The organism is Marinicrinis lubricantis (genome assembly GCF_042658665.1).
In the GTDB taxonomy this organism is placed as follows: Bacteria; Bacillota; Bacilli; order Paenibacillales; family KCTC-33676; genus Marinicrinis; species Marinicrinis lubricantis.
Genome location: NZ_JBHSQV010000020.1, coordinates 1 through 663 on the forward strand (window position 1 = coordinate 1; position 663 = coordinate 663).

Sequence of the window (663 nt, forward strand, 5' to 3'; positions counted from 1 at the left end):
TCTTGTACTGCTGCTCCCAGCCGTCTCTCGGACCGCCCTTATGATAATCTGGAATCGACTCGTCTTCCCATCCGCACTTCTTCGCTAAACCCGGCGGAATAAAGCCTGGCGGCACCACATGGCAGTTCTTCGGACCATTCCCGTTACCATTGCCATTATTTCCATTTCCGTTGCCATTCCCGTTATTGCCATTGCCATTTCCGTTATTGCCTTTCGGTCCGGCCGCAACATCCATGGTCATTCTAACGCGGTTGCCATCACCGTCATAATCGTAGCGGCTGATGTCTCCCTTATGATTGATCATCTGGCGCAGGCGTCCCGCTGCATCCCATTCATACTGCTCCCACAGCTCGGTTTCTCCCTGTGCTTGGAGAAGCAGCCATTGTTCCGGAATGACAGGCATCTCATACACCCCGTCTGTCACCGTTACAGGCTCCATGTTCATCCCTATATACGAACCGTATACCATACCGGTAACGGAAGGATCTAGGATGTTGTTGGACTGCTTCACGACGGATAGAAGATTGCCGCGCATGTCATACGTATATTGGTTCGTTTCGGAACCGTTTCTCATCTCCAGCAGTTTATCCGCTGCATCGTACACGTAAGTTTCCGTTTCAATCACGTCGCCCCAAATGCTTGTTTTTGAGAGACGATTTCCTA

The 663-nt window shown here is 51.0% G+C and carries 1 protein-coding gene; it reads right to left on the minus strand.

Annotation, left to right across the window (positions count from 1 at the left end; translation table 11 throughout):
- Positions 1-663, minus strand: a 663-nt coding sequence (locus ACFPXP_RS02810) for a hypothetical protein (RefSeq protein ID WP_379892157.1), incomplete at both ends; no start/stop codon positions are given.